Raw genomic sequence first — 20,917 nt, forward strand, 5'->3', positions numbered from 1 at the left:
GAAAGTCATAGTTGGTCTACTGCGAAGGTTTCGCAGCTGTTGGGGTCACCTGTCTGGTATCCGCGATGGAACCAGTTTTGCCGTTGAGCACTGGTGCCATGAGTAAAACTGTCAGGGACAACAACGCCACGCTGGGCGCGTTGCAGTGCGTCGTCACCGATTGCGGCGGCCGTGTTTAGGGCTTCTTCTATGTCGCCGGGTTCCAATACGCCAAAGCGCTTGTCAACGGCGCGGGCCCAGACGCCTGAGTAGCAGTCAGCCTGAAGCTCGACCCGAACCGACAAGGCATTTGCCTCGGCTTGGCTGGACCTGCTTTTTGCGCGGTTCACCTGTTCCAGAACGCCCAGGCTGTTCTGGACATGATGCGCGACCTCATGCGCGATGACATAGGCCTTGGCAAAATCACCACGCGCGCCCAGCCGTTGCTCCATCACCTGAAAGAACGACGTATCCAGATAGACACGCTGATCGACAGGGCAATAGAACGGGCCGGTTGCCGAAGCGGCGCTGCCGCAGGCCGATTGAGTTCTGCCTGCAAACAGGACCAGAACCGGCGGCGTGTATTGAATGCCCGAATTCGCGAAAATCTCGGACCAGATCGCTTCCGTGTCGGCAAGTATGACAGCCACAAACTCTTCGGTTTCGTCGTCAATTTGAACCGGGGCATTTGCTTGCGGAGGAGCAACCTGACCACCGCCGCCCAAAAACGGCGTGACATCGACACCAAAAAGCAGGCCGATTACGACGACCACAATCAACCCCGCGCCGCTCATACCGGCTCGAGATACCCCACGCGGCGTGTGGCGCCGGTCGTCGATGTTTTTGCTTGTACGTCGTCCTTTCCAGCGCATATGGCCTCCGGCCCATCCGGGCGTATCAAAGTTTAAATTTGTCGGTTCCCCGTCTTACGAGGTTCAAACGGGGAACCGATCCGGGCCTCCAAAAACTGGCACAGTGACTACGGTTTCTGTAGGACAATACCGGGCGTCACTTCTTCACCACTCACGATTCATCCAGTGCTTTGGAGTGCCCGAATTCCTCAACCGTCGATACCTGCGGTATCGCGCGCAGTCTCAGCTGGTGTGCATCTATTCGTGCTGACGCCAATCGTCGCTTGCTGGACCTGGCGTTTCGCAGCTTTTTCTGGTGTGCAGTCGGGGTCCACCACGTCGCAGCCGGCAATCGCAAGTATCGCGACAACCATCGCACCCCCCAGTAACTTACTCACTGTCTATTCTCCTTTTCTGTGTTGAATCAAAACCCAGCCAAACGCTCGGCCAGCCAGAAACCGGCAATGCATCCGATGGGATATCCGAGAAATTGGCGCGAGGGACCTGGCGCGAAGGACCAGCCCCAGACGATCTGCATTGTCTTTTTCAGCACCACGAACACGCCCAGCACGGCAAAGATGAACGCAAGCTGCCCCGCCTCGACCCCGAGGTTAAAGGCCAGCAAAGCCGCCGGGATGTCCTGTTCAGGCAGACCGATCTCGGCCAGCGCACCGGCAAAACCCAAGCCATGCAACAGGCCGAACCCAAACGAAATCACCCAGGGGAACCGACTCGCCAGTGTCTTTGGTTTGTCGTCAGACCGCAGAACCTCGGTTGCCAGAAAGACAATAGACAGCGCGATCACGGCCTCGACAGGAGGGCCGGGCACGTTCAGAACTCCAAAGGTGGCCAAACCCAGCGTGATCGAATGCGCGACAGTAAAGGCGGTCACGGCCCAGATCAGCTGGCGCAGGTTGCGGATCAGCACCAGCAGGGCAAAGACAAAAAGCAGGTGATCCCAGCCTTCGAGGATATGTTCGAACCCCAACACGCCGTATTGCCATAGCGTCTGAACCAACCCCTGCTGCGCGGGCAGCGTGACGGCAGGCGCATCCGGTGTCAGGCGGAATGTGGCCATGTTCTCGGTGTCCAGATACCCCACCCGCAGCAAGACGTCCGTTCGCTGCGCATCAAGCTTGTCGATCAGGATCGTGTTGCCGCGCAGGTCTTCGGTGCAGGTCATGCGCCAGACCTGTGTCCAGGCGCGACCGTCAAAGACAGGGGCATCGAAGGTGGGTGCGCTACAAACATCAGGAAGTGCAACGTCAATATCCATCGGTGCGCCCTGAACGTCCGGTTTGCGCCAAAACACATACCAATCGCTGTCGGTTTCCTGCGAAATCTCAAGATAACCGGGCTCCAACGCATGGGCGTGTACGAACGCCGGTGCCAGAAGCCCCGCCAACAGCGCAAGTAAGGGCAGAAAGTGCCTCATGATTCACTCTCTAAGATGCCTGCTACCCCAAGGTCCTGGATCGAATAAGTGGATCTCAGATTTTCTATGAAAACCTCTTTCGCGCGCTCGGCCTGCTTCTCGCGCCAATCCGCCAAAACGCGATCCCGGATCGCTCCAAAAGGCGGCAGAGTAGCGTCCCATCTGTTGTCTATCCTAACCATATGAAGCCCGAAGGACGACTGAACGGGTCCGCTCCATTCACCCAATGGCAAGGGTTGCAACTGGTCGAAGAAACCCGTTCCGAAGTTGCCATCAACTGAAGATCGGACGCTCAGATCAAACCCCGTCGGTAGCAGCGACGCCTGGCCCAACTGGCGGTGATCTTCCCCTGCAGCCAAACGCGCCCGCGTCTGGCCAACAAACGTGCCGCTGGGGTTTTGCCCCAGATAAACAAGGCTGACCGCAATCCGCGCAGTGGTCGTGAACGCCTCGGCATTGTCTGACAGATAGGTTTGCAACACCTCATCATCGGGACGGGCCGCGCCCGCTTCGGAGGTCAGAAGGAAGTTCATCTTCTGCACCAACCTGTTGCGGATGATCTCATCATTGCCATCCAGCCCAAGCGCCAAAGCCTCGCGCACAAGCACCTCGCGGTTCAGCCAGTCGGCTTTGAGTTTGTTCAGTTCTTCGTCGGTCGGAGCGCGCCGCCATGTATCCTCGAACTGGGCAGCCAGAAGATCGATTTGCCGTTGTTCGAGAACAATGACGCGCGCATCGGGCTCACCTGTCCATTCCGCGGGCTGCGCCAGCTTGAACCAGCCGAAGATTGCGATGCTGAGAATGGCAAAATGGACAAAGGGTTCCCGGATGACCCTCTGCAACACGTTCTGTTTGTTTGACACCGGATCACTTGGGCGCGGCGAATTGGTTGATTGCCAATGTTTGTTCACATCTATCTCCGATCCAATTTCATCGGCTCTTGGGGACCAGCAATTTCAGCGTGAAACTAACCGTGTCGGCAGCCACGATGGCGTCATCGTCGAAATTGTGTTCGTAGGAAAATGACCATTGCCATGGTAGCCCCCTGCTTCGGTTGAGTTTGGACACTTTCAACCCCAGCGGAACGCTGCTGAAGTCGCCAGCGTCCCAGTCGTAGACAAACACCATTTCCGACGTGCCGACCGACCAGCCGTTTCCAAGGGTGTAGTTGAACACCGGTTGCAGTGTGGACAGATTCACGTCTGGCCGATTGTCGTCACCGGCGACCGTGATGAGATTCTGGTTAAACGCCCCCCAAAGCCCCCAATTCTCTTGCTTTGCAAAACCAACAGCTGGACCCAGCGCCCATTTATCCGCGCTCAGCCCATCGCTGCCCGTGGGCAACAAGGCGACCGCGCCAACACCGAAACGCCCCCAACGCCGATCAAAAGTCATGAGGTCAAACAGGGTCGTGTCGCTCAGTCCGGCCTGCCCGGTGGGGCTGTCCGTCACGTAAGGCAGCGTAAGCCGCGCAATATGGTTTGTTTGTCCGAGAGTGAACGGGATCGCAGCACGAAACTGAAGCAGGCTGCTGTCTTCGGAAGAGTTGTGCAGGTCAAACGAATGAAAGCCTTGCAGCTGAAAAGACATGATCGACGCTGTCGGATCGTTGGCCGCCGATTGAAGCGACTCCGATTTTTCCTGTGCCAGGACAACACAAGGGACCAGAACTCCTGCAATAACCCATGACAGTGTCAGCTTCATGTTGAAAGTCCCGCAGGTCAGAACGCCAATGAAATCACGGCCGTCAGGACATTGCTTTCGAACCGCCGCTTTGCCGCAAACTCATGTGTGTATTTAAACTTGAGGGAAGCATCGGCGCCCAACAGCGTTCCGCCCTCGTAAGTCACGAGAGGCCCAATCCCGCTGACCTGAGCCCGCAGGCTGCTGGCCCCCAGGGCGATCCGGGTAAGCTCAGCACCTGCGCCACTGTCATCCTCAAGCTGATGGTAGGTATAGCCAGCGAGGCCAACACCCCAGCCCGAGCGGAAGCGCTGCACCACCGCGCCTTCTAATTGAAACGCAGGGGCCGTCTGGTAGTCGGTCGCATCGTTTTCTTCGCTGAACAAAAGGCTGGCCGCTCCTGAAACCTCAAAACCACGTTCCGGAACGAACCACGTCGCGGCAAAGAAGGGCTGGAACGACCAGACATTCTTGCCTGCATTCAATACTTGAACTGTGCGCTCCTGCAGATTGATGGATGCCGTATTATACTCTCCAGTCGGGGCATAAACGGTCAGCCCCGTACTATAGTGCAGATTGCCCCGATGCCAACCCACCAGTCCGGTCAGGCTGATGTCACCAAAACTGGACAACGTATCGTCAATGCTGGCTCCTTGCAACGGAGGCCGTATTGCCGTGAACGTGAGTTCAGCAACAGGAAAAGGAACAGTGAGGTTTATGGCGGGTGTTCCGCCAAAGAGCTGCGCGTCGAACACCTGAGTAACACCCAGTCGCCAGAGATTAAGTTCGAGGTCTGCGTCAGCCGCAATCGGAAGACCCGCAAGCGAAACGCCGTCCACGCTGCCATCAAGATGGTCGAATGTAAGGCTTGTGTAAGTTCCCGGCTCGGGCACGAAACCGGCAAACGTATCTCTGGTTCCCAGAAAATAGGCGCCCAACCCTCCTTCAACCGCAATCGCTGGTTTTACCGGCAGAACTGTAAGGGTAGCAATGATGGCCGCGCCCATCATCGGACGCTTGTCACGCAAAAACATCTTCATTTGTCACCTCGTTTAAATCACTTCACGCGTTTGCCGCGCTTTTTTCGGGTTTTAGGATCAGGGCGTGTACCAAATGGGTGAGGTATAGGCCCGGTCCTGAATGGCCTCAGGCGCGCCTTCCGGCAGTTCGACACCAAAGAACTTGTGGTCATAGGTCGTCCAGCGCGGGGTTGGGATTTCCAGAACACGCGTGTAGTAAAAAGCACTTTGATCTGGGTCGAATTCCGGGTCTTCCCAATAGGCTCCAAGGATCGGTTGGCCTATATCGTTGGTGTAAGTGGCTTCATCGGAATCAACAGAATTCCCGACCGGAGCAGCGCATTGACCGTCGATGACCTTTCGATCACCGCATGCAATGTCAAAGACCTTTTCACTGGTCGTTCCATCCGCATTCAGCCAGCCCTTGATGATCTGAATCCGATCCAGATTGGCCCCGTCCGGATCACGCAACGCCCGCACCAAAAAGCGCGGCGCACGACCTTCACTCGTTCCCAGATCACCCCCCATAGGTACGCCATTGGCGTAACCGTGAGCCGCGAAATCTGACCGAGGGAGGTCAGAGGCATCAAAGTCGTACCCTGCGAAGACACGGACGCGCAGGCGCGTACCTGTTGTTGCATAGACCTCCTTGCGCATCATCGCGTCAAAAAGGGCTTCGCGCGTGTTTTCGCGCGCCCAGATGGCAGCCAAACCGGAGGCGCTGGTCTGCCACGCATATTGCGCAACACTTTCGTCACCTCCTATGCCCCCCACCACTTCTTCAAACCGGATCGGGTCTACTGTCGGTTCGAGGGCGACAACCTTACCGAACATGTTGTTTTCTTTAGAAGTTGAGAGTGAAGTATGTGTGTCGGTCGAGCCGATCATCCCAAACCGGAACGGGTTCACACCAAATTCAGTCTGGTAGGCCAAACCTCGCTTGAGCGCTTCGCGCGCATATTCGTTTGGGATCATCTCGGGCGTCTTGGGATTGGGACCAAGCTGGCCCTTGTCCCATGTCTCAAAATCCGCAAACGGGTCATCAGGTGACAGCATGGGATGGGCTTCACCATCCCCTTTCATTTGAGTCACTTCATATAGCGGCTCCCAACGGGCGCGGCGTGCCGCATATTCGGCATCAAGCGCCTCGTCGCTGTCAAGCTTGACAGTGTCAAACATCAGCCCGTTAGAAAGGTTTCCATTGTGTGGAATGGCCAGAAGGCGGTCGCCTGTATCGGCCTCGTATTGCGCCATCCAGTCCCATAGATCTTCTGGATCCACGCTGTCGTAGGCAGAATAGGGTAGTCGCATATCGGCATTCTCTTTTCCGCCGCGATAGATCACATTGCGATGCAGGTTCGAGCGATCAAAGGTCGAGGTCCATTCAAACCCGATAAATGCAGTGAAGGCACCGGGCTGGTTGTGGCTTTCGGCAGCCGCGGTAATCTCTTGCCAGACGCTGTCATAGACGCCGGGTACATCAGCGAGTGGGTCTTCCCCAGACGCCTTTGTCACAGAAAAAATCTCCCACGCGCCGGGTAAATCCCCCGCATCAATGGCAGCCTGAAGCGACTGCCCGTATTCTGTTTCGAGAAGCCGGGTGTCACGCGCCGCAAGCAATGGCGCCGTCCCAAGATTCTCGGCGTGATCGGCAACAACGAGAAAATCGAGCGGACGCGACAAACGGGCTGGAAGCCCGGTTGATGACGTGACCGTTTCGCCTTTGGCAAAGCGATAGGCCGCGTCCGGCCCTAATGTGTTGCCGATCAGACCGGCATCAGCGGAATAGGTCGTATGCACATGGGTGTCGCCAAAGAAAACCTGGTTGGGGAAATCCTGGCTTGGATAGGGCGAGTATTCGCCGGCAGGAGCAACCGGCGGCGTGTCCTGAGCGTGAAGCGCCCCTGCCAGAGCAAGCGTGGATACAGAAAGCGCAGCGAGCTTTTTCATCGCAACGTACTCCTCAATTTGCGGGCGTGTACCAAATGGGCGATGTGTAGGCGCGTTCTTGGATTGATGTTGGGACATCCTCCGGAATTTCTACTCCAAAGAATTTTGCGTCATACGTCGTCCAACGAGGTGTCGGAATTGCCAATACTCTGACATAGTAGAAAGCAGCCTGCGTCGGGTCGAACTCGGGATCTTGCCAGAAGCCACCAAGGATCGCCTGACCAATCTCATTGGTGTAGCTGGCATTCGCTACATCTACGGTGTTGCCGACCGGAGCCGAGCACTTCGCTGAAACAAGAGCACGTCCGCCGCAAGCAATATCGTAGATGCGCTCCGACGTTGTGCCATCGGCGTTGTTCCATCCCTTTACGATCTGCACACGGTCTAAGTTGGCACCATCCGGATCCCGCAAAGCACGAACAAGGAAACGCGGCGCACGGTCTTCACTCTTTCCCAAATCACCCCCCATAGGTACGCCATTGGCGTAGCCATGCGCCGCGAAGTCCGACCGAGGGAGATCGGATTCATCAAAATCGTAACCCGCGAAGACACGAACCCGGATACGTGTCCCTGTGGTCGCAAAGACCTCTTTTCGCATCATCGCGTTAAAGATGGCTTCGCGCGTATTCTCACGTGCCCAAACCGCAGCAAGCCCGCCAGCACTAGTGTTTCGCGTAAAGTTCTTTTGCGCGTCGTCCTCTGCAAGGCGCGCTGTTGCAGCCTCATCAAATCTGATCGGGTCGGCAGTTGGTTCCACCGCTGGAAATTTACCGAAGTAATTATTCTCCTCGACAGTGCTAAGCGACGTGTGGCTGTCAGTCGACCCGATCACACCAAACTTAAATGGGTTCGCCCCCAACCTATCCCCTATTGAAAGACCACGCATCAAAGCGGTTCGGGCATACTCATTGGGCAGCATTTCGGGCGTTTTGGGCTCGACTCCAAAGCTACCACCGTCCCAGGTCTCGAAGTCGGCAAACTCATCATCGGGAGACAGGAACGGGTGTGCTTCACCATCGCCCTTCATTTGAGTGATCTCGTACAAAGGCTCCCAGCTCATGCGCCGCACAGCGTAAGAGGCGTCAATCGGTTCACCACTTAGCAGACCGGTTTCCGAGAACATAAGCCCGTTCGACAGATTACCATTGTGCGGGATGGCCAGGAGTTGCCCTCCGGTCAGCTCCTCGTAAGAAGCCATCCAGTCCCAAAGGTCCTCAGGGTCCGGGGCCTCGTAAACTGAAACCGGAATAATCTGATCTGCTTTCTCCTTGTCATCCTTGAAGACCACGACGCGGTGCAGATTGTTGCCGGAGGGGTCAAGGGTATATTCAAAACCAATGAAGGCGGTGAATGCACCAGGAATATTGTGCCTGTCTGCGGCGTCTGTGACGCGTTGCCACATCGTAATCGACATGTCCTGGTTATCGGCTAGCTCGTTCACGCCGGTCTGCCGCATCGTAGCCCAGAAATTCTGAGCGTCCCGTCTAGCTTCAAACGTCCCGGGTTTGGCTATCTCATAGATCTGACGCCCCCATTCGGTCGCCAGCAGATCCTCGTTGGCTTCTTCAATCGCTACGGGTAGTCCCAAGTTTTCTGCATGATCAGCAACAACAAGAAAATCAAGGGGGCGGCTTAGTTTCGCATTCTGCCCGGTTGTGGAAACGACTGTCTCCCCTTTCGCAAAACGATAAGCCTCATCCGGGCCCAGCAAATTGCCGTTCAAACCCGAATCCGCTGAAAACGACGTGTGAAGATGTGTATCGCCAAAGAAAACCTGATTGGGGAAATCCTGACTCGGATAGGGCGAATAGTCGCCTGCAGGAGCAACAGCCGGCGTGTCCTGGGCGTGGATCGCCCCCGCGAATGCGAGCAGTGAAACGGAAATAGCGAGTTCCCTGATCATTAAAGTGCACTCCTCAATTTGTGGGCGTGTACCAAATGGGCGATGTGTAGGCGCGATCCTGTGTGGTCATCACAACGCTGTCCGCCATTTGAACATTGAACTTTACAGCGTCATAAGCCGTCCACCGTGGAGTGGGGATTTCGATGACCCGGGCATAATAGAATGCGGGTTCTGCCGGATCGAAATCCGGATCGGTCCAGACGGCACCAAGCTCGGGCGCACCGATGGTGTTTGTCCAGGACGGCACCGACAGGTCGACGGTATTGCCAACCGGCGGCAGTTTTCCGTTCTCATCCGGAGACCGGTCACCCCCCCACGCGACATCATAGACCTTTTCCATGGCCTCGCCGGACTCGGCATCGATCCAACCCTTGATGATCTGCACGCGGTCAAGATTTGCACCCGACGGATCACGCAGAGAATAGACGAGGAAGTCAGGCGCTTCGCCGTCTGCAGGCGTCGCAAGATCACCACCCATGGGGACCCCGCCATAGTAACCGACCTGAGCCAGATCACGACGGTTCATCGCGTCGGCTTCATAATCGCCACCAAAGAACCTTACGGATAGGCGCGATCCGGTCGTCGCGTAGGTTTCGCGCCGTTCCATGGCATCAAAGATCGCACCACGAGTATTTTCCGTAGCCCAGACAGCGGTCAAACCCGCGGCTGAATAGATGGACGAGTCATACGCAACATCGCCGTTCGGATATGTCCTTCCGACATGCGCCGCCCGTTCACCGTTGGGTTCATAAGCAGTAAATTTGCCATAAAAGTTGTTTTCCTGCGCCGTGGTCAGGCCGGTATGCGTATCAGTAGCGCCGTCGGCACCAAACTTGTAGGGGTTGGACCCAAGTACAGCGCCCAGTTCCAGCCCACGCAACAAACCAGACCTTGCATATTCACCCGGCAGCATCTCGGGCGTTTTTCGAACTGTCGCGTCGAGATTGCCGTAATCCCAAGTCTCGAAGTTGGCAAACTCATCCTCGGGCGATAGCATGGGATGCGCTTCGCCATCCCCTTTGAATTGGGTCCATTCGTAAAGCCGTTCCCACTTTTGGCGTGCTTCGGCATATGCCGGATCGAGCGGCGCGCCATCGGCAAAATCATCAACGAGCGGGAACATCATGCCGCTTGAAAGGTTGCCGTTATGCGGAATTGCGGTAACGTCGCCACCCGTGACCGTTTCGTAGTTCTCGAGCCAAGCCCAGAGGTCACGCGGATTGCTCGACCCCATAGGTGGTGTTGTGGTGTAGGGCACGACCTGACCTGCGCGTTCGGGCCCATCTCGAAAAATGACGTTGCGGTGCAGATTGTTGCCCGAGACCAATGAGGTCCATTCAAAGGCGATGAAAGTGGTGAATACCCCGGGGTCGTTGAACTCTTCCGCCGCGGCGATGATATCATCCCAGACCCGCTTGTAGGCCGGATTGCCGGGCTGGTAGTTGAGTTCGGACGAAATTGTGCCTTGTGCAAACTGTTTTGTGAGTTCCTGAGCTGCCATACGGGCCGCTTGCCCACCTTCTGCAAAGGCTTCGTGAAATTGTCGCCCTTGTTCATCGGCCATGATGTTGGGCGCACCGGACAAAATGTCGGTAATGGCGCCCATCCCATCGGAATGATCTGTGATCATATAGAAATCCAGGGGACGGGAGAGTTTGACAGGTTGACCAGTGTTAGAAATCACCTGCTCACCACGAGCCAATCGATAGCTGTCGCGTGGCAAAAGTGTTGTTCCACCGCCTCCCGCATCAGCCGACAACGCGGTGTGGACATGCGTGTCGCCGAACAATGGCCGCGTCGGAAACGCGCGGTCGGCATAGGGGGAATAAGGGCGCCCCTTCAAAACACTATCGGACGCTTCGGGCGGAGCTTCTTGTGCAAAAACGCCCGTCGCAAAAAGTGTCGCAGCGAGAGAAGGAATGATTTTTTGCATCAGGTGTTCCTTACTGTGTGGGCAAATTGTTATGGATGATGGATCGGCGCGCTTTCGATTCCGGGCCTGTCAGAACGCCCCAATCAACTCGGTACGGTCCCCCGCAGCCTGCCAATCCGGAACCATGAGTGGTGGCAGATGTTCGCGGACCTAAGCCGGACTGGGGGCATTGAATGCCCCGGTGAAGCTGCCAATACATAGGAGGCCGCCTGAACCAGCCGAGAGAGAAAAACCGTTCCAATGAAGACATCAGTCACCCTAAAGAATCGCAAACCTATGTCTGAAATGTCAGATTCGCCCCTTGACTGTAGCCATTCGAATAAATCTATTTGTCCGAATTCGGACAGAAGGCGGAATTGAATGCACATATCAAGCGCAAATGCGAAAAAATATCTTTCACATCATGGCTGGGCTTCAACCCTATCGGGTGAATTGCTGGACGCGTTCCTGGGCATCACTCACCATGTAACGCTTGATGCCGGGCAGCCGCTTTATTCCATCGACGACCCTGCCAGTGACCTCTTCGGGTTGGCCTCGGGTGCGATTGCTATCGAGTCAGCAGGAACTGAAAACGTGATCGAAAAGAGCTTTCTGATGCACCCTGGGGTGTGGATTGGAGCAGCACGGCTGGCTGGAACAAAAAGACGTAAAATCGGCGCGTATACTACGCGCCCTTCGACCATTTTGGTTGTCAAAAGCAACGAGTTCGTGAGTTTTGCTGAGATTTACCCGGATATTTGGCGTCGACTGTTGTTGAACCAGATCCAAAACCAAGAGCGGGCGATTGGTTTTGCCCATGATCTCATGCGCCGCGGAAGCCATGAACGCCTTGTTGCCGTCCTGGCCAGAATGGCCGGGCTGTATGAACCCAACCCTCCTGTTCCAGCGATCGTCGATGCCACGCACCGAGAGATCGCTACCTTGACCAACCTATCGCGCGGTGTTGTTTCTTCTCGCCTTGCGGAACTGGAGCGCAAAAAACTGATAAGCCTCGGACGCGCCAGCATAACCATAACGGATCCCAAGGGACTGTTGGCATTGCTGTGAACTATGTTCACGAGGTGTGAGCGATCCGCGTAAACGCGTGTAGAGGTTTAGCCGAGAATGGATGGTTCTTTTTGGCTGTGCGGCTCAAACATTGGGTTGCCGACAAGACAAGCTCAACGCCGCAACACAAAACACAAGCGCCAACGCGCCCCAAAGTGGCGCGTCTGTACCAAAACTGTAAAGTGCAGTGCCGAGAACCGGCCCGGCAGCAATTCCCATTCCGCGAAAAGCCGTATTGATGCCCGCCACTCGACCCTGATCCGTTGTACCGGCCGATAAGCTGAGCGCACCCATAGCGCCAGGAGCGACTGCCCCCAGAGAAGCACCAACGGCGATCATGCCAATCGCCAGAACCAACACATCATCCGCCAGAATCATGATCCCTATTCCGGCCAAAGCGCCAATACTGCCTGACCGCAGCAACCGACGCGCATCCCATCCCTTTCGTGTTGCCACAAACACTTGTGATATCGTCAACGACAGAGTTGCGCCTGCAAGAATAAAGCCTGTTGATTTCATTGCCTCGGTACTGTTTACTTGCAGGTCATCCATTAGTTTAAGCCCGATGATCGGAACCACCATGGTGTAGCCAGCAAAGCCTGCCATCGTGATCGCAAAGAATTTCCAGAACCGAGACAATCGAATGGGTTTTTTCGTCCTTGGCCGGATATGTAATTGCGAGGTCGGAAGAAATTTCAAAGACAGAAAAAACGCAAACAAGCCTGCTAGAAGAAGCGCAACAAAGCCGACTGCAATGCCCCGCTCGGCGGTCAACCAGAGCAGCATTGACCCTGAAAGTGCGCCCAAACTGACGGAAGCCCCCATAAGACCCATGCCTGAGACGCGCGTCTTGCTGTCTGTAGTATCGGCAATGAGCGCCTGCGTCGACGGAATGAGCGCCCCACCGAACACGCCCTTTACGGTGCGGGCAACTGCAAGCGTATAGACCGTTGCGCTGCTGGCCAGAACCAACATGTTTGAGAACACCAGCGCCATTATCAACGGGCTGAGCAAAACAAACGGAATAGCGGTCAAAACCAGGGAACGGCGGCCCACGCGCTCTGACAAAACGCCCCATAGGGGCGCTGTGGGTACAACAGCCAACGCGCCGAGACTTAGGATTATGCCGACTTGTAATTCGGTGATGCCATAGTCCCGGCTCACCGGACCAAGGCCACCGGAAAGCAGTGCGTTTGACGCAGCATAGACGTAGACACCAGATACAATTGCAAGGCGCTTAATCAGGATCAATACGTTACTTTCAGTTGCCAATATGAAATAATTAAGATGTTCTCGAGCATTAGGGCCGATTGAAGCAAGATCAAGTTCTTATGTTTGTTGAGAGGGTTCCGTTGCAATCCTTCGACCATTGACGATTTCGGAATTAGCGAGTGAATGTCTGTCGGTCGTATCAAGTCGAAAGCCAGCTCATGATTTCTTTCAAAGGTGCACAGGCACCGGAGTATGTGATCCTATTCGCAGTGTTCTTCTATGTTCGATACGGCGTTTCCTATCGCTATCTGGAAGAGATCATGGCGAAGCGAGCCAGCAAGATCTCTCCAATTTAGCCAACATCACATGTTCAGAAGCGCCCCAACGCCTCCAGGGCATGTAGGAAGAAGGCCTGATCGAATTGAACTACGGACGTATCAGAACTCTCGACCCGATCGCATTGGATAGTAACGTCGCGGAATAGAATTTTGGTTTTGTTACCAGGTTCTTTGAAGTATGAATCCAGGTTGAAAATTGCAGTGGTCAGCTGCTCTGATGCAGGTTTTTTGCATTTAGCCGCCTCGACGGGCTCTGAAGGTATTTTCCATGGGTCGGCCCAAACCGATGTCGTCCACGCCACCCAACTGGAAATCCCCGAACTGGCGAATATCTCATTGCCGATAGCCTCGATTCAATTTGGCACCTTGACAGGCCAAGGACTTATCCGGTCGGAATACGGACGTATCGTTTTGATCGATCCAGAAGGCTTGGGGGGATTCGATAAATGCTTAAGTGGCAGCAAAATCTCAGGTCATCGCGCAGCCCTGATCGCAATCGAAGTGCGGTAAGTTTTTTGCTTTTTGTCGTCATCGTATTCGGTTTCGTTTCCACGCCAAGAATGGTAAACGCTTGCCCGGTGTGCACGACATTGCCAGAGACAACGCTCGCAGATCACCTACTTGCAGCCGAGATCGTCGTTCTGTCCGGGCCTGCTCCGGATAATCCCTTCAAATTCACTCCCGTAAGGGTCATAAAAGGCACTTCCGAAGGGCTTGAGCGGATGCCCGAAATCCCCTTCCTGATCGATAGCCGTACGCGTGCTGCATTCCGGGCCGACCCTGACAAGTTAATTTTGCTGACTTTTGGCACCACAACCAAAGATGCGGCCGGGCGTGGGCTGTCGCGCAAATGGACCAGAATTTTTTCTCTGACCCCTGACAGAGAGCAATTTCTCGAAGCTCTATGGATCGTGGGTGAGCATTGGCGACCGGGCAAAGGGAACTACGCCGAACGGGTTGAGTTTTTTGCACAGTTTCTTTCGGACAAAGACTTGGTGCTACGCGATACCGCACTGATCGAAATAGATCGTGCCCCCTACAGCAGCATCCAGATTTTGCGCAACAAGGTTCCTGTAGACATGTTGCTGCAAGAATTCGGCACCATTAACCGGCTAAGCTTTGTTCCGGTTTCGATCCGACTGATGGGGCTGCAAATTGACGATGACAGGGCGAGAAAAGCGGTTCAATCCCGGTATTCACAAGCGATGCATTCAAACTCGGCTTACGTGTACGAATGGGCTCTGTCAGGGATCGCCATGGACGGCTTGTCGGCCATTGAAGTCGTCAGCGATGCATTGAAGACGGAGACCTTGAAGCCGAACAGCAAGCGATCGCTTGTGCGTGCATTGGCCGATTGTGGCACGGTATCTCCTGCATTCAGAAACCGGATTACTGGGGTCTTCGCCGAGGTATTAAAGGACGATAGTGCATTGGCAATGGAAATTGCGATTGCGATGCGGGACTGGAACGAAACTCAGCTGGATGAACAGCTGTTGGCCTTGTTGGACAGTGAAAACCTTGACCCGGTCACGCAATTTATCATTCAAACCAAACTTGCGCCCAAAGACTGAAGTCAAAGAAGTTTGACGCAAATATCGTTTTTGATGACGTTCGTTGCGTGCGCGAGATCGACATCGCCCGGAACCATGAACGTTTTGATCAGCCGATACCTGACCTCGGCAATACCCCGAAACGCGTGGCCGTTTGCAACGTCACAGGCAAGGGCAAAATCATTGTATTAGTGAAGACAATCGAAAACCGCGGCACCCGACAGACAGATAAGGCCTGGAAGGTTCGACAAAGTGCCGTTTCAGGGCAAGGCTACGGCTTCGAGGAATACGACCGTCATACCATCGGCGGTAAGCAGCTCCATCGTCGGACCGGTCACGACCGCCTCGCTCACCGCAGCCATACCTTTGGTCCAGGCACGCTCGATTTTATCAAATGGCGGTGGGCAAGCCGTCAACGTCATGGGACCAGCAGTCAAAGACAGCGCGGAGCCTTCAAGTGCGTAACTTCCATTGATGATGTTACAGCCGACAGTCGACGTAAAAGCCCCCTCACTGGAGCGCAAAATAAAATGGGGTTCTCGCTCGGCCTCGGTATTCTCGAGCACGCGGCTTGCAATCGATAGGATACGCCAATAGGTGTTTTCAACATCCGCGTCCGCCATTGCGCGCTCACAGGTCAGTCCTGGTACGAACCCGGCAAGCCGCTCTATCACAAGCATATCGCGCTTGCCACCTTCCATGCCTTGGCGTTTCGCTATCTCGCCTTCGAGTACTACAACGACCGGCGTCATCGGCTCGGCCTGTGCATCCAGGTATCCGCGTTCGGCATCAAGGTAAGCGCCCTCGATCGCGACCGGGTAAGTGTCTTTTGTCCCGCATTCTGTAAACGTCGCGGCGTCTGCAGAATAGACGAACTCTCCGATCATTCGGCGGGGCCGTTCAACCGGGATTTGTACTTGAACCATGTTGATCTCCACATCCATGCCAGCGCCGTCCGTTAACACCGGTGTATGCGTGTCAGTGGTGAACAGTAACCGCTCGCCTAACCGCAGGCTCGCTCGGACTGTGTAACGCCGTGTATCCTGAATGACATCGGGGTTGTAGGGGATCGCGAATTCGTAGGGCGGGTTGCCCGCTTCGTTCACCGTCACTGTGCTGAGGATTTGCGCCGGGACATCCATCAATGATACATCCTCAAGCCGAACCTCGAAGGTCACTCCGGGCGGCATGGCGATCCGTTCCCGGAATGTGGCCGTTCCAGTAATTGTTTCCATCGCATTCGCTCCAAACCCGGCGAAGCAAAGAATCGTCGCCAGGAAAGACTCAAAAACTCGCATCGCCGTAATCCTCTCGATTATGTCTCGACGTCAACCTATGGCAGAAGGAAGCTAAAGGTCCATGACGAATGATCTTCTGAACCATGACCCGATCGCACGTTCAGCTACGTTCTTGAACCAATACGCTTCAAGCGCGCTATGGTGTGAGAGGCTGACTCAAATCACATTCGAATTAAGAAATTATAGTAGTGGGCATTGGCGCTACCTCAGCGTCTCATCCCATGTGCCCCGAATCGTGAATTATCACGCTTGACTGTTGTCACTGTGCCCTTAATTTCTGGACGCAGATGCATCTTGGTGCATTTACCCAGGTTTTGTGCCCTTAATTCTCGGATATCCACAGGCCACCAACCAGGGACCTCACATACATTCGGTGAAGGACCGAAGGGTCCCTGTACCGGATCACGTCTGCCTAACACACGACTTATCCCCAGAATGCACGGTCTTGGAATTTAAGGCACAGTCCGGCAATTAAGGACACAGTCCAGAAATTAAAGGCACAAATTGGAACTGATTTTACTCAATTTTTTGAAGCAAGCGTCCAGAAATTAAGGGCACCGTGACACCTGCGCCACGAAGCCCAGGTATTGCACCTGCTTGCGCTGGACGTCATTGAAACCGTCTTCAACTTCCCCTCGGATTCCCTGTCAGGTGACGAGCTGGATGTTCTGAAGATGCTCGCGTCGGGTTTGATGCCGTCTGTCATTGCCCGGCAAACGGGCAAGTCCTCCAGAACAGTGGATGCGCTGATATCTTCGATTACGACCAAGCTGAAAAGCCGGACGATCGAACAGGCGGTTGCGCGTGCAGTCAGTACTGGATTTCTCAAGTGGAGCGATTTTTTTGCCGATCCCGTGGCAGAACTGGTCGATATGGAACACCAGACACTCTGCGGCGGGATCGTCCGTTGGTCTGGTAGATCTCACGAATTGATCGCATTCGAAGAAAGCCGGCTTGTACGAAGCCTCGATAGCTTCCAATCGGTTCAGGTCGAAGATCTGGTAGTGGACTTTGGCCTAAACCCAGCAGAAATTGCCGAAGTGGTCGGAGGCTCATGCGATCATGCCCTATGGATCAGATTTCTGTGAACCAGGTCGGCGAAGCCCTCTTCGCTCTATTAATAAGTGCGGATGTGCGGACTTCACATAATTTCGCTTACACCGCTGTGTCGCCGTAGTAGATCTCGCTCTAATTCCAGTTTCGAAATCCCCGATTCTGCTGAAAACGCGTCACGTTTAAAGCTTGGCTACAGCGCCTTTATTCACCCTTTAGTCTCTTGATCTGACGCCTCGTCGGGCCAACCAGAAAGGAAAAACTGCCAGGTCGCAATGGCTCCAATCGCGCCAAACAGAATGGCCCAGAACAAGTTCCCGGTTACAAGCTCCAAGATCGCCCATCCAACGCTCAAGAGTGTGACGGCAACCCGCCGCCAGAGCGGAAGAAAGAAGGGTACACGAAGTTCGAACATGTTCATCCGGGGATCACTCCAACGTTGTGGAACACGCGATGTTAGACCTTTGGCACGATAGGTGCGCCAGCAAATGCAATCAACCAACGCCCTACCCCACGGTTACACGTCTCGGATTCTGCGCAAGCCGTTGAGTGGTTGCAAAGGTCGACGGCCGCACTGCCAACCTTCGATGACTCGGCATCGTGGCGCACAGCTCAGGCATCCACACCACGATATCATTCGCTGTCACTTCACCACGTCTACCTTGCTTCTGTTCAGCGAAATAGCGATGGCCGCAATCAGCAAAACACCCAAAGCGACCTGACTCCATGATGGTGGCACGCCCGCGATTGTCAGCCCGTTGCGGACGATTGTCAGGGTCAATGCCCCGATGATCGTTTTGACCACACTGCCATAGCCACCCGTCAGCGGCGTACCACCAAGCGCAACTGCGGCAATTGCGTCGAGCTCAATCATCAGACCCGCCTGAGGCGTTGCCGCCCCTGCCCTTGCCAGGTTGACGCAAGCCGCCAACCCCACCATCAATCCTGCAGCGGCAAAGACCTTGATCTTGAACGTCGTGACATTGATCCCGACCAGGCGGAGGACTTTCTCATTGCCACCTACGGCGCGCAACTGTTGACCAAAAACGGTCTTCTCATAAAAGGCCCACATGAACAGCGCGACAATCGCCGCAAGAATGAAGATCGCGGGGAATTTGCCCATCGATAAAAGCCAGGGTGCTGCGACAGACGAGATGTTGGTGCCGCCTGACACGCTATCGTCCGTTATGTAGATCGCCGTACCGTCTGATGCGATAATCACAACGGCGCGCACGATGATCAGCATTGCCAATGTTGTCACAAATGATGGGATCTTGAGCAGTGAAATGATCAGGCCGTTGACCATGCCAACAAGGCCACCTGCGACAATTCCCAGGATCAAGCCCACATCCCCGAACCAGAGCATTCCAAGTGCCCCCAGAAACGCCGAAAATGCCAGGCTTGACCCGATGGAGATATCAATTGAACCGGTTGTCACGATCATCAACTGTGCGAATGCCAGCAACATCAAGACAGGCGTTTGCTGCGCGATGAACGTCCAGTTGCGCACCGACATGAAACGGTCGCCGGAAATCGCCCAGAACAACAAGATCACCAGAACAATGGCAATGAACGGCACATAGTCTCGCAACATTTCCGCGCGTTTGGGCGTCAGGAAGGGGCCGGAGGCGGTTGTTTCGGTCATGTCGTTCTCCTCATTCGCCGAGAGTTATGGCCTTCACGAGCCGGTCCGAGGTAATCTCGTCGCGTTTGAATTCACGCGATGTGACCCCGTGATGGGTCACTACGATACGGTCAGCGAGGCGGCGCACCTGATCGAGATTGTGGCTGACCAAAAGGAATGACGTGCCCTGCTTGTCGCGAACATCCTCGACCAATCGCTCAACCTCCGCCGTTTCATTCGGTCCAAGTGCAGCAGTCGGTTCGTCAAGGATTACGATGTCACTTCCCCAGGCAATGGCGCGCCCGATCGCGATACTTTGTTGTTGTCCTCCTGACATCGAGGAGATTGGCTGCGACAAATCCTGAACGGTGGTGACATTGAGCTGCGCGAGGGCTTCACGGGTTTTTTCGCGCATCTTTCGTTCATCCACAAAAATCCCCCATTTGCGGGGGATGCGCCCCAGAAACAGGTTGTATGGCGCCGTCATATTGGGAACCAATGCCAGATCCTGATAGACAACTTCGATCCCGCATTCCTGCATATGAGAAACGCTGTGCTCAGCCCGGGACACTTCCTTGCCATTGATGATGATCTCTCCACCGTCCGGAACATGGGCCCCGGCCACAACTTTCATCAACGTTGATTTTCCGGCACCATTTCCGCCCACGATCGCGACAACTTCACCGCGATGAAGATCAAAGGAGCCGTCACGCAATGCCTGGACACCACCGAATGACTTCGAAACGTGTTTCACCGAAAGAAGAGGTTGAGCCGTCTGGTCATTCATAGTGGGTTCTCCTTCATTCCTATCCGCTTGCTTCGGCAACAACGGCTTCTGGCTCGGCTCTGGGAGAACCGAGATAGGTTTGTGCAAGTACGTCCAGAAAGGCTCCGCGCAGAACTGTATCTTCGCTTTGCTGGCTCAGCTCGATGTCGACCGCATCATAGATGCTTGGCAAAACCGTCGCTCTTACATGGGTCTTGATTTGTTCAAGAAAGTTTTGACCGAACCCGGCATATTCATCTCCGATCACCACCAAATCCGGATTGACGAAGTTGATGCAGTTGGTGATGCCTTGCGCCAGATAACGCGCAACCCTGTGCACCTCTTCGCTGGCAAGCCGGTCATCCGCCGCATATGCATCGAGGACCTGAGAAAAATCAGCGTCTGAAGTCAACGTTGTGCCGCTGACGTCCTCCGCGCGCTCCCGAATGGCGCGCAGTAGGGCAATGCGTGACGTAAAGAGTTCCAGACAGCCTCGATTTCCACATTTGCACTGCTCGCCATCAACGCTGATGGACGTATGCCCCAGTTCACCTGCAAGTCCTTGCGCCCCGCGGTGCACATGGCCATCCACGACAAGCGCCGAGCCGATCCCCTGACCGGCCGACACGTACAACATGACCTTGGCCCCCAGCGCCCGGCCATGATGGCGCCATTCAGTCAAGGCAGCTGCCTTGGCGTCGTGTGTGGAGTGAACAGGAATGTCGGGGTAGCGGGAGCGCAGCTCGGGGATCAGGTCGAAGCCCTGCCATTGAGGGCTTTCAGTCATGAGGATGACGCGTTCATCCCGCTCCAGGAACGGGCCAGGAACAGCCACGCCAATGCCATCGACCTGTTTCAAATTGCCAATCTGGCGATCCAGTGTCTCGGAGATCTCCTTGAAAGTCTGCTTGGCGGACCCGTCTCGTGCGATGGGGAATTCATTGGTCTCCAGCAGGTCACCGCGCAGATTGAATGCAGCGATGGAAAAGCTACGCCGCTGCAGTCGGAGACAGAGGATGTATCGCCCGGAACCGACAAAGGCCAGGTTGATCGATCGTCGGCCGCGCCCCCCGCGAACAAGCCCCACTTCCTCTACGATGCCATTGTCGATAAGGGGTGCAATTGCACGGGTGACGGTCGCCTGATCCAATCCGGTGGCCACACTGATTTCCTTGCGCGAGCACTCTCCCATGTCGTGCAAAGCCGCAAGGATGGCGCGCCTGTTGTGGCCTTGAATGCCTTCGATCGACAGACCTTTTTGAGCAAGCTTCATGTC

General features: G+C 55.1%; 18 protein-coding genes and 1 pseudogene. 5 read left to right on the top strand and 14 right to left on the bottom strand.

What is annotated here, in order from left to right; translation table 11 throughout:
• Nucleotides 1–5: 5 nt before the first annotated feature.
• The 9 genes from ypfJ to ACR0LF_RS20130 form a co-directional block, all read right to left on the bottom strand.
• Nucleotides 6–851 carry a KPN_02809 family neutral zinc metallopeptidase gene (gene ypfJ, locus ACR0LF_RS20090; protein WP_171212900.1) on the bottom strand — a complete coding sequence of 282 codons (846 nt, stop codon included), beginning with the start codon at nt 849–851 and terminating at the stop codon, nt 6–8.
• Between the two features lie 188 nt (nt 852–1,039).
• Nucleotides 1,040–1,228, bottom strand: a complete 189-nt coding sequence (locus ACR0LF_RS20095) for a hypothetical protein (RefSeq protein ID WP_170825395.1) — start codon at nt 1,226–1,228, stop codon at nt 1,040–1,042.
• Between the two features lie 26 nt (nt 1,229–1,254).
• Nucleotides 1,255–2,265, bottom strand: coding sequence for a HupE/UreJ family protein (locus ACR0LF_RS20100; protein WP_480581787.1), 1,011 nt, complete (start codon nt 2,263–2,265; stop codon nt 1,255–1,257).
• Complete coding sequence (locus ACR0LF_RS20105) at nt 2,262–3,176, bottom strand: peptidyl-prolyl cis-trans isomerase (protein ID WP_480676575.1); 915 nt, start codon at nt 3,174–3,176, stop codon at nt 2,262–2,264. The genes ACR0LF_RS20100 and ACR0LF_RS20105 overlap by 4 nt, the downstream gene beginning before the upstream one ends.
• Before the next feature lie 19 nt (nt 3,177–3,195).
• Complete coding sequence (locus tag ACR0LF_RS20110; protein WP_170825398.1) at nt 3,196–3,969, bottom strand: hypothetical protein; 774 nt, start codon at nt 3,967–3,969, stop codon at nt 3,196–3,198.
• Between the two features lie 17 nt (nt 3,970–3,986).
• Nucleotides 3,987–4,988: a SphA family protein gene (locus tag ACR0LF_RS20115; protein WP_480581793.1), complete on the bottom strand. Its 1,002-nt coding sequence runs from the start codon at nt 4,986–4,988 to the stop codon at nt 3,987–3,989.
• 57 nt (nt 4,989–5,045) lie between these two features.
• Complete coding sequence (locus ACR0LF_RS20120) at nt 5,046–6,917, bottom strand: DUF3604 domain-containing protein (protein WP_170744548.1); 1,872 nt, start codon at nt 6,915–6,917, stop codon at nt 5,046–5,048.
• Nucleotides 6,918–6,930: 13 nt separating this feature from the next.
• Nucleotides 6,931–8,820, bottom strand: coding sequence for a DUF3604 domain-containing protein (locus ACR0LF_RS20125; RefSeq protein WP_480581796.1), 1,890 nt, complete (start codon nt 8,818–8,820; stop codon nt 6,931–6,933).
• Between the two features lie 13 nt (nt 8,821–8,833).
• Nucleotides 8,834–10,753 carry a DUF3604 domain-containing protein gene (locus ACR0LF_RS20130; RefSeq protein ID WP_170744550.1) on the bottom strand — a complete coding sequence of 640 codons (1,920 nt, stop codon included), beginning with the start codon at nt 10,751–10,753 and terminating at the stop codon, nt 8,834–8,836.
• Between the two features lie 360 nt (nt 10,754–11,113).
• Here ACR0LF_RS20130 and ACR0LF_RS20135 point away from each other — a divergent pair, with 360 nt between their 5' ends.
• Nucleotides 11,114–11,800, top strand: coding sequence for a Crp/Fnr family transcriptional regulator (locus tag ACR0LF_RS20135; RefSeq protein WP_170744551.1), 687 nt, complete (start codon nt 11,114–11,116; stop codon nt 11,798–11,800).
• A gap of 84 nt (nt 11,801–11,884) precedes the next feature.
• On the opposite strand, the gene ACR0LF_RS20140 is transcribed toward ACR0LF_RS20135, so the two are convergent.
• The gene (locus tag ACR0LF_RS20140) at nt 11,885–13,051 is read right to left on the bottom strand and encodes an MFS transporter (protein WP_170825402.1); all 1,167 of its coding nucleotides are present in this window, start codon (nt 13,049–13,051) and stop codon (nt 11,885–11,887) included.
• A 179-nt stretch (nt 13,052–13,230) separates the two neighbouring features.
• Between ACR0LF_RS20140 and ACR0LF_RS20145 the strand changes: the two are divergent.
• From ACR0LF_RS20145 to ACR0LF_RS20155, 3 genes and pseudogenes are all read left to right on the top strand, one after another.
• Nucleotides 13,231–13,344: pseudogene (locus tag ACR0LF_RS20145) on the top strand (IS6 family transposase); the annotation flags it as partial.
• Nucleotides 13,345–13,500: 156 nt separating this feature from the next.
• Nucleotides 13,501–13,860: a hypothetical protein gene (locus tag ACR0LF_RS20150; protein ID WP_480700431.1), complete on the top strand. Its 360-nt coding sequence runs from the start codon at nt 13,501–13,503 to the stop codon at nt 13,858–13,860.
• 80 nt (nt 13,861–13,940) lie between these two features.
• Nucleotides 13,941–14,921, top strand: coding sequence for a hypothetical protein (locus ACR0LF_RS20155; protein WP_170744554.1), 981 nt, complete (start codon nt 13,941–13,943; stop codon nt 14,919–14,921).
• Between the two features lie 239 nt (nt 14,922–15,160).
• Here ACR0LF_RS20155 and ACR0LF_RS20160 read toward each other — a convergent pair whose 3' ends face one another.
• The gene (locus ACR0LF_RS20160) at nt 15,161–16,135 is read right to left on the bottom strand and encodes a YbaY family lipoprotein (RefSeq protein ID WP_480581802.1); all 975 of its coding nucleotides are present in this window, start codon (nt 16,133–16,135) and stop codon (nt 15,161–15,163) included.
• Nucleotides 16,136–16,785: 650 nt separating this feature from the next.
• Here ACR0LF_RS20160 and ACR0LF_RS20165 point away from each other — a divergent pair.
• Nucleotides 16,786–17,286, top strand: a complete 501-nt coding sequence (locus tag ACR0LF_RS20165; protein ID WP_480581804.1) for a helix-turn-helix domain-containing protein — start codon at nt 16,786–16,788, stop codon at nt 17,284–17,286.
• 608 nt (nt 17,287–17,894) lie between these two features.
• Here the strand turns inward: ACR0LF_RS20165 and ACR0LF_RS20170 are convergent.
• The 3 genes from ACR0LF_RS20170 to ACR0LF_RS20180 are packed head-to-tail and all read right to left on the bottom strand — an operon-like array spanning nt 17,895 to nt 20,914.
• The gene (locus ACR0LF_RS20170) at nt 17,895–18,896 is read right to left on the bottom strand and encodes an ABC transporter permease (protein WP_170686478.1); all 1,002 of its coding nucleotides are present in this window, start codon (nt 18,894–18,896) and stop codon (nt 17,895–17,897) included.
• A 10-nt stretch (nt 18,897–18,906) separates the two neighbouring features.
• Nucleotides 18,907–19,662: an ATP-binding cassette domain-containing protein gene (locus ACR0LF_RS20175; protein ID WP_170432336.1), complete on the bottom strand. Its 756-nt coding sequence runs from the start codon at nt 19,660–19,662 to the stop codon at nt 18,907–18,909.
• Between the two features lie 19 nt (nt 19,663–19,681).
• Complete coding sequence (locus tag ACR0LF_RS20180) at nt 19,682–20,914, bottom strand: ROK family transcriptional regulator (RefSeq protein ID WP_170432339.1); 1,233 nt, start codon at nt 20,912–20,914, stop codon at nt 19,682–19,684.
• Nucleotides 20,915–20,917: the final 3 nt, after the last annotated feature.

This window comes from Ruegeria sp. E8, assembly GCF_056533985.1.